This window comes from Daejeonella sp. (assembly GCF_044232565.1).
GTDB lineage: Bacteria > Bacteroidota > Bacteroidia > Sphingobacteriales > Sphingobacteriaceae > Daejeonella.
In genome coordinates this window covers 1-6,499 of the sequence record NZ_JBIILQ010000158.1, presented here as the reverse complement: position 1 = coordinate 6,499, position 6,499 = coordinate 1, and the positions used below count along the sequence as shown (strand labels likewise).

The window sequence follows — 6,499 nt, the reverse complement described above, 5'->3', positions numbered from 1 at the left end:
AAATCATCCATTAAGTTAAACTGACGCAAAAATGCAATAACAGTCGCCGCATCATAATCATACTGATGCTTACTCGGCTCACAAGGCTTAGGTTCAATAAAGAAAGTCCCTTTAAAACCTTGCTTACGTGCATAATCTTTAGCCATGTGTAAAAATTGCGCCAAGTGCTCCTGTTCGCGCTTCATATCGGTATTAAGCAAAGACATATAGCCTTCTCTACCTCCCCAAAACACATAATTTTCGCCCCCAAGACTTATTGTGGCATCCAAAGCAGCTTTTACTTGTGCCCCTGCATGACTCAATACATGAAAATCAGGATTTGTTGAAGCCCCATTCATGTACCTTCGATGAGAGAACAAATTGGCGGTTCCCCACAATAATTTTACGCCGCTTGCCGCTTGCTTTTGCTTGGCATACTCTGTAATGGATTGTAATCGACGTTCATTTTCATGAATATTATTACCATAATCTACAATATCTACATCGTGGAAACAGTAAAATGGAAGATTCATCTTTGTAATAAATTCAAAAGCGGCATCCATTTTATCCTTGGCACGATCAAGCACATCGCTTTTTTTATCCCATGGAAAAAGATGGGTTGCTTCGCCAAATGGATCGGCACCATTTCCAACAAAAGAATGCCAGTAAGCGCAAGCAAAACGAAGCGATTCCTTCATTGTTTTGCCGCCTACAATGCGATTTTCATCGTACCAGCGAAATGCTAGTGGGTTATCAGATTGAAGACCTTCATATTTAATTTGGCCAATTCCTTTGAAAAACTCTTGATCTCCTGTGACAATACTTGACATATTCGCTTGTTTGATTTTATCCCTCAATTTCGCTTTAGAGGATAATAAATATTTAAAGAAACTGTAATTTATATATTTTATATGAATTGAAAAAGATTGGGACTGTGATAATCAGAATTAAAGGTAAAAAACAACTGATTTTTAAGATTGATTTTAATGCAGATGCTGATTCAAGATAGCTTTCCATTCCTGATAAACTGAGTCATATTCAGCCGACTGCTTTGGCTCTACTATTTTTAAAGCTTTCACGCGACTAAAAGCATTTTCGCTTGTAAATACATTGATGCCAATGCCAGCACCAATTGCCGCACCCATACTCCCATCATTGCTATGCAATTCCAGCGGCACACCACATGAATTTACAAATGCCTGCTGAAAAAGCTCACTTGAGAACATACTAGTATAGCCCGCACGGATGAGCTTGATATCCATCCCATTTTCACGCATAATATCTAAGCCGAAGCGAAATGCAAATGCAATTCCCTCCTGTAAGGCCCTGAAAATATATGCTTGGTTATGAATATTAAAATCAATCTTATGAAAATGAGCGCCAATATTCCGGTTATTTAACATGCGCTCGGCACCATTACCAAAAGGAAGAATTTTTAATCCACGGCAACCCATAGGAATTTTTGCAGCTTCGCTATTCATTTGCACATAGCTCATTCCACCTGCCATCACATCCCTTACCCAGCGATTCAAAATACCAGTACCATTAATGCATAATAAAACCCCCAAACGTTTTACTTGAGTGGTGTAATTTACATGGGCAAAAGTATTTACCCTAGATTGCGGATCATAAGAAAGTTTATCGGAAACCCCATAAATCACACCGGAAGTCCCCCCATTTGCAGCAACTTCACCCGGATTTAAAACATTTAATGACAGCGCATTATTAGGTTGATCCCCTGCTTTATAAGTGACTATCGTTGTAGGATTTAATGAGAGTTTTAAAGCCAAGGATTTATCCAGACGGCCATGGTCAGCAAAAACAGGCAATACTTGAGGGATAAGATCAGTGTCAAATCCATAATGATTAAATACATCTTTAGCAAGCTCATTGTTTTTAAAATCCCAAAATATACCTTCAGAAAGTGCTGATATACTGGTACTTATAACCCCTGTCATTTTCATCGAAATGAAGTCGCCGGGAAGCATAATTTTATCTATTTTTTCAAAAATATGTGGCTCATTTTGCTTCACCCATGCCAATTTTGAAGCAGTGAAATTTCCAGGTGAGTTTAGCAAATGAGAGAGACATTTTTCTTCTCCAATAGCTGAAAAAGCCGCATTTCCTAAGTCAACAGCCCTGCTATCACACCAAATAATTGAATTCCTTAAAACTTTTTGATTTTTATCAACCAGCACCAATCCATGCATTTGATAGGCAATTCCGATTGCCTCAATATCAAAAGAATCATACACCTTTAAAGCATGGGCTTTCAAAATTGCTTGCTGCACATGCTCCCACCAAAGGTCGGGAGATTGCTCCGCCCAGCCAGCTTTTTCAACAATAACTTCAGTTTCCTTTTCTGGATATTGCACGGTACAAATACACTGCTGTGTGGCCGAATCAATAACTGAAACCTTAATGGATGATGTACCGAGGTCGATTCCGAGTAGCATGGGGTTAGTAGTTAGTAGTTAGTACATAGTAGTTAGTACATAGTATTTAGATATGAGATAATAGACACTAGATGTGAGATGATTTAAAATTTAATTTTAAAAAAATCATAAAAATCACATTAATCATGAAAATCACATTTCAGACAATTTTAATGAGTACAAAGTTTAGATATGAGATAATAGACACTAGATGTGAGATGATTTAATACCCCATCTAGTGTCTCAAATCTAATATCTCTCGTATCATATCTCATATCTCACATCTCACATCTCCATCATCAAATAAGTTTCTGATAGGTTCTAAGCCATAAATCAGGCATCTCGCCAGCATTTGCAGTTTGATAATCCTCATACCTGCAGGGCACCAAATGATGTCTTTCATTTTTAGATCCCCCTGTAGGATATGGCACTTGCATCCACCAACGATCCGTTTTTTTGCTCTTCACAAATACCAACTCATGCGTACCATCCTTTAAACTTGTACGATAGGTAATGTATTGCGATTTTGGGAGCATCGGCAATTCCTTTTTACGATTATAGAAACCGTCGATAAAGTACCAGACCATTTGTGAAAGAAGCATTGCAGTTTGACCTTTTGGGTCGTACTCAGGATTATACTCATAAAATCCAATAGACGATAATTTATCGTTCATTCCGGCATAACGTGCTATCTGACAGGCATCTTCACCATAAAAACCATTGGGACTTGCATTGGCATTTCCTACTGCATCTGCCGAACGAATAGCTGAAATATCAAAGCTAAGCATATTGGCGTTCCGAATAATTGGCTCGGCAACACTTACATTATTTCTGAAATCACCGAGACGGTGAACATCGAAGTAAAGCTTATCCATCAACTTTAAACTATCTTGATTCACAAAGAAGGTTTGATACCCGATATTGCTAAAATTAAATAGGTAATTAGGCTGATGTAAAAATATTTTATTAAGATAGGATTTTGAACTAGTTTCAATGGTATCATCCTGATTTTCATCCAGATCGAAGTGTGAGTCAACCACCAAAAGATCAACCTTTTGCTCCAATTCCTCATAAGCCATAAACTGCGCGTAGGTTAAATCTTGGCCCCCACCAATAATTATTGGTACAATATTTAGTTTTACAAGTTCGGCGACCACTAATTTCAAGGCAACATAAGTATCCGAAACCGTATGTCCAGCTTTGATATTTCCAAGATCTACAATGCGGCTAGAATAATTACCCTCATTCAATTCATAGAATTTCTTCCTGAAAAAATCAGGTGCTTTTGCTGTTCCACAATTATTTCCGGCATTTCTGCCGTCAAGTACACCTATGAGAGCTAGATCGAACTGATGATCTTCCAAATCGGGAAAATTTTGATGGTAGACCTCTATTTTCGACCCTAAATGGCTGCTGTAAAACCCCTCATTGGGAATTAGGCTATTAAAGTCAACAGAACTAAGAAAATCAGATAATGACATAAAGTATTTTGTACCCGTGAATTGATTAACAATAATAATATTCAAGCTCCCAAATTTATATTTTGGCAAGATGAAGAATATTTTTTTTTGAGTCTACACTCAAAGCAAATATCAGTTTATTCAGTTACTTTTGAAAGCATTTATAAAAATTCATCAGGATGGTTTTAGTTACCGGCGCCACCGGTTTTTTAGGCTCAGAATTAATCAGGCAATTACTACTTAAAGGCGAAAAGGTCAGAGCCATTAAGCGCGAGGCTTCTGTTGTGCCCAAGCTGCTTAAAAATGAGAAGAGAATTGAATGGTTTACTGCCGACATCCTCGATTATTTTGCCCTCAAAGATGCCTTGGAGGGAATTAGCAAAGTTTATCATTGTGCCGCATTAATTTCTTTCGATCCTGCTGATAAACAAATGCTGAAGAAGGTAAATGTTGAAGGCACTATCAATTTACTCAATGTAAGCATGGAAATGAATATTTCACGTTTTTTACATGTAAGTTCGGTAGCAGCTTTAGGGGAAAGCAAAAAAGAGGAACTCATTACAGAACGCGATCATTGGGAGTATAGCTCAAATTCTAGTGCTTACTCCATTTCCAAATATGAAAGCGAAATGGAGGTTTTTAAGGCCGCTGCCGAAGGTTTAAATACAGTAATTGTAAACCCTTCCATTATCATTGGAAAAAATGCGGGAAATCTGGGTAGTGGGGCTTTGTTTGAAACAATTCAAAAAGGCTTAAATTATTATCCAGGAGGTTCTTTTGGCTATGTTGATGTAGAAGATGTTGCAAAATCGATGATTTTATTAATGGATTCCAATATTTCTGATGAGCGATTCATCATTAACGCCGAAAACTGGACTTACCGAGATTTATTCTCAGAAATTGCTGAAAATTTCGGTAAAAAACCGCCACAAATCGCCCTAAAACCATGGATGATGAATCTAGCCTACTTAGGAACCCGCTTTTTTTCGGTTTTTACAGGCAAAAAAAATGGCCTAACAAGGGAAACCGCATCCAGTGCATTCAAAAAGAGAAATTTTTCGAATGATAAAGTTAAAAAGATCTTAAATTTGGAGTTTAAGCCAATAAAAGATACAATACGCGAAACTTGTCATCATTTTCAAACCCAATAAACTAGAAATATCAGTCCATTGAAACAGTTTTATATCATAGATTTCGATAGTACCTTCACTCAAGTGGAGGCCTTAGATGAATTAGCACGTATTTCTCTAAAAAAACATCCTAACAAAGAAGAAATCTATAAAAAGATTGAGGACCTAACCAATTTAGCTATGGAGGGCAAAATGTCGTTCCGCGAGAGCCTTAGCGGACGCGTGCGACTCTTAGAAGCGAATCGCGACCATTTGAAGGAATTAATCAGCTTGCTTAAAAAGAAAGTTTCTTCCTCATTTTCACGAAACAAAACATTTTTCAAAAAACACACAGATTCTGTATTGATTGTATCTGGAGGATTTAAAGAATTTATTATTCCCGTGGTACTCCCATACCATATCTCCAAGGAAAATATATACGCCAACACTTTTATTTTCGACAGTAATGATCAAATAATTGGCTACGACGAAAAAAATCCGCTTTCTAATGAAGGTGGTAAAGTGACCCTGCTAAAAGAACTCGATCTTAAAGGGGATATTTATGGGATTGGGGATGGTCATTCCGACTTCCAGTTGAAGGAGTTTGGCATGATCAAGAAATTTTATGCCTTTACAGAAAATATTGAGCGTAAAACTGTAGCTGAAAAGGCGGATCATGTAACGCCAAGCTTCGATGAATTTTTATATGTTAACAACCTTCCTAGAGCTATTTCCTATCCAAAAAATCGGATTCTATGCCTTGTAATTGGGGAAGTTCCAACTGAGGCTATTCAGACTTTGAAGAAAGATGGATTTTCCATCCGTCATAAAAAAAGTTTTGAGGAGAAATATGTGGCCGATGTAGGCATGATGCTGATAGGAAATGGTGAAATTTTGGAGCGTGAAAAACTTGAGCGCGCAGTAAAATTGAAAACCATCGGATATTTGGGAAATAGTGAGCCTAAACTATCCCACGGACTATGTACAGACATGGGAATTGTAATTTTTGACGATCCCAAGAAAAACACAAAAAACCCACAGCTTATTGCCAAAAGGATGATTAATTTCATTAATCATGGGCATACATTTGTGAGTGCTAACTTCCCTAACTTACAACTTCCGCGAATTGCTGGAGCGCATCGACTAATCCATATCCATAAAAACATGCCCGGCATTATGGCTCAGATAAACAGTGTATTTGCAAAACATCAAATCAATATTGTTGGGCAATACTTAATGACCAACCCGAGCATCGGCTATGTAATTACAGATGTGAGTGATGAATATGACAAGAAAGTTTTGAAGGCCCTCAAGCAAATCGACCATACCATCAAATTCAGAATTCTTTATTAAAGGGGAATTTTTTAATAAAAGCTCGACTACAAGAACTCAAAATGCTAACTCAAAAAGAATGTTAAACTACATTTTTGGGCAAAAATCATTAAATTGCACGATTCATTAAAACTTATCAAGGTGTCTCATAAAATAAATATCTCCATCACAAAACTGCTAAATC

The 6,499-nt window shown here is 37.2% G+C and carries 4 protein-coding genes and 1 pseudogene; 2 read left to right on the top strand and 3 right to left on the bottom strand.

All coding sequences use genetic code 11. From position 1 onward, the window contains the following. From ACILQF_RS09185 to ACILQF_RS09175, 3 genes and pseudogenes are all read right to left on the bottom strand, one after another. Positions 1-809: pseudogene (locus ACILQF_RS09185) on the bottom strand (xylose isomerase); the annotation flags it as partial. Positions 810-962: 153 nt separating this feature from the next. Next, on the bottom strand, positions 963-2,435 hold the full coding sequence (locus ACILQF_RS09180; protein WP_395627116.1) for a xylulokinase: 1,473 nt from the start codon (positions 2,433-2,435) through the stop codon (positions 963-965). A 278-nt stretch (positions 2,436-2,713) separates the two neighbouring features. Then, positions 2,714-3,895 (bottom strand): formimidoylglutamase, encoded by a 1,182-nt coding sequence (locus tag ACILQF_RS09175; RefSeq protein ID WP_395627115.1) that lies wholly within the window; start codon positions 3,893-3,895, stop codon positions 2,714-2,716. Positions 3,896-4,053: 158 nt separating this feature from the next. Here ACILQF_RS09175 and ACILQF_RS09170 point away from each other — a divergent pair, with 158 nt between their 5' ends. Together ACILQF_RS09170 and ACILQF_RS09165 are read left to right on the top strand one after the other, a co-directional pair. Next, positions 4,054-5,025, top strand: a complete 972-nt coding sequence (locus ACILQF_RS09170) for an NAD-dependent epimerase/dehydratase family protein (protein ID WP_395627114.1) — start codon at positions 4,054-4,056, stop codon at positions 5,023-5,025. Positions 5,026-5,043: 18 nt separating this feature from the next. Further along, positions 5,044-6,336 carry an HAD-IB family phosphatase gene (locus tag ACILQF_RS09165; protein WP_395627113.1) on the top strand — a complete coding sequence of 431 codons (1,293 nt, stop codon included), beginning with the start codon at positions 5,044-5,046 and terminating at the stop codon, positions 6,334-6,336. Positions 6,337-6,499 lie beyond the last annotated feature (163 nt).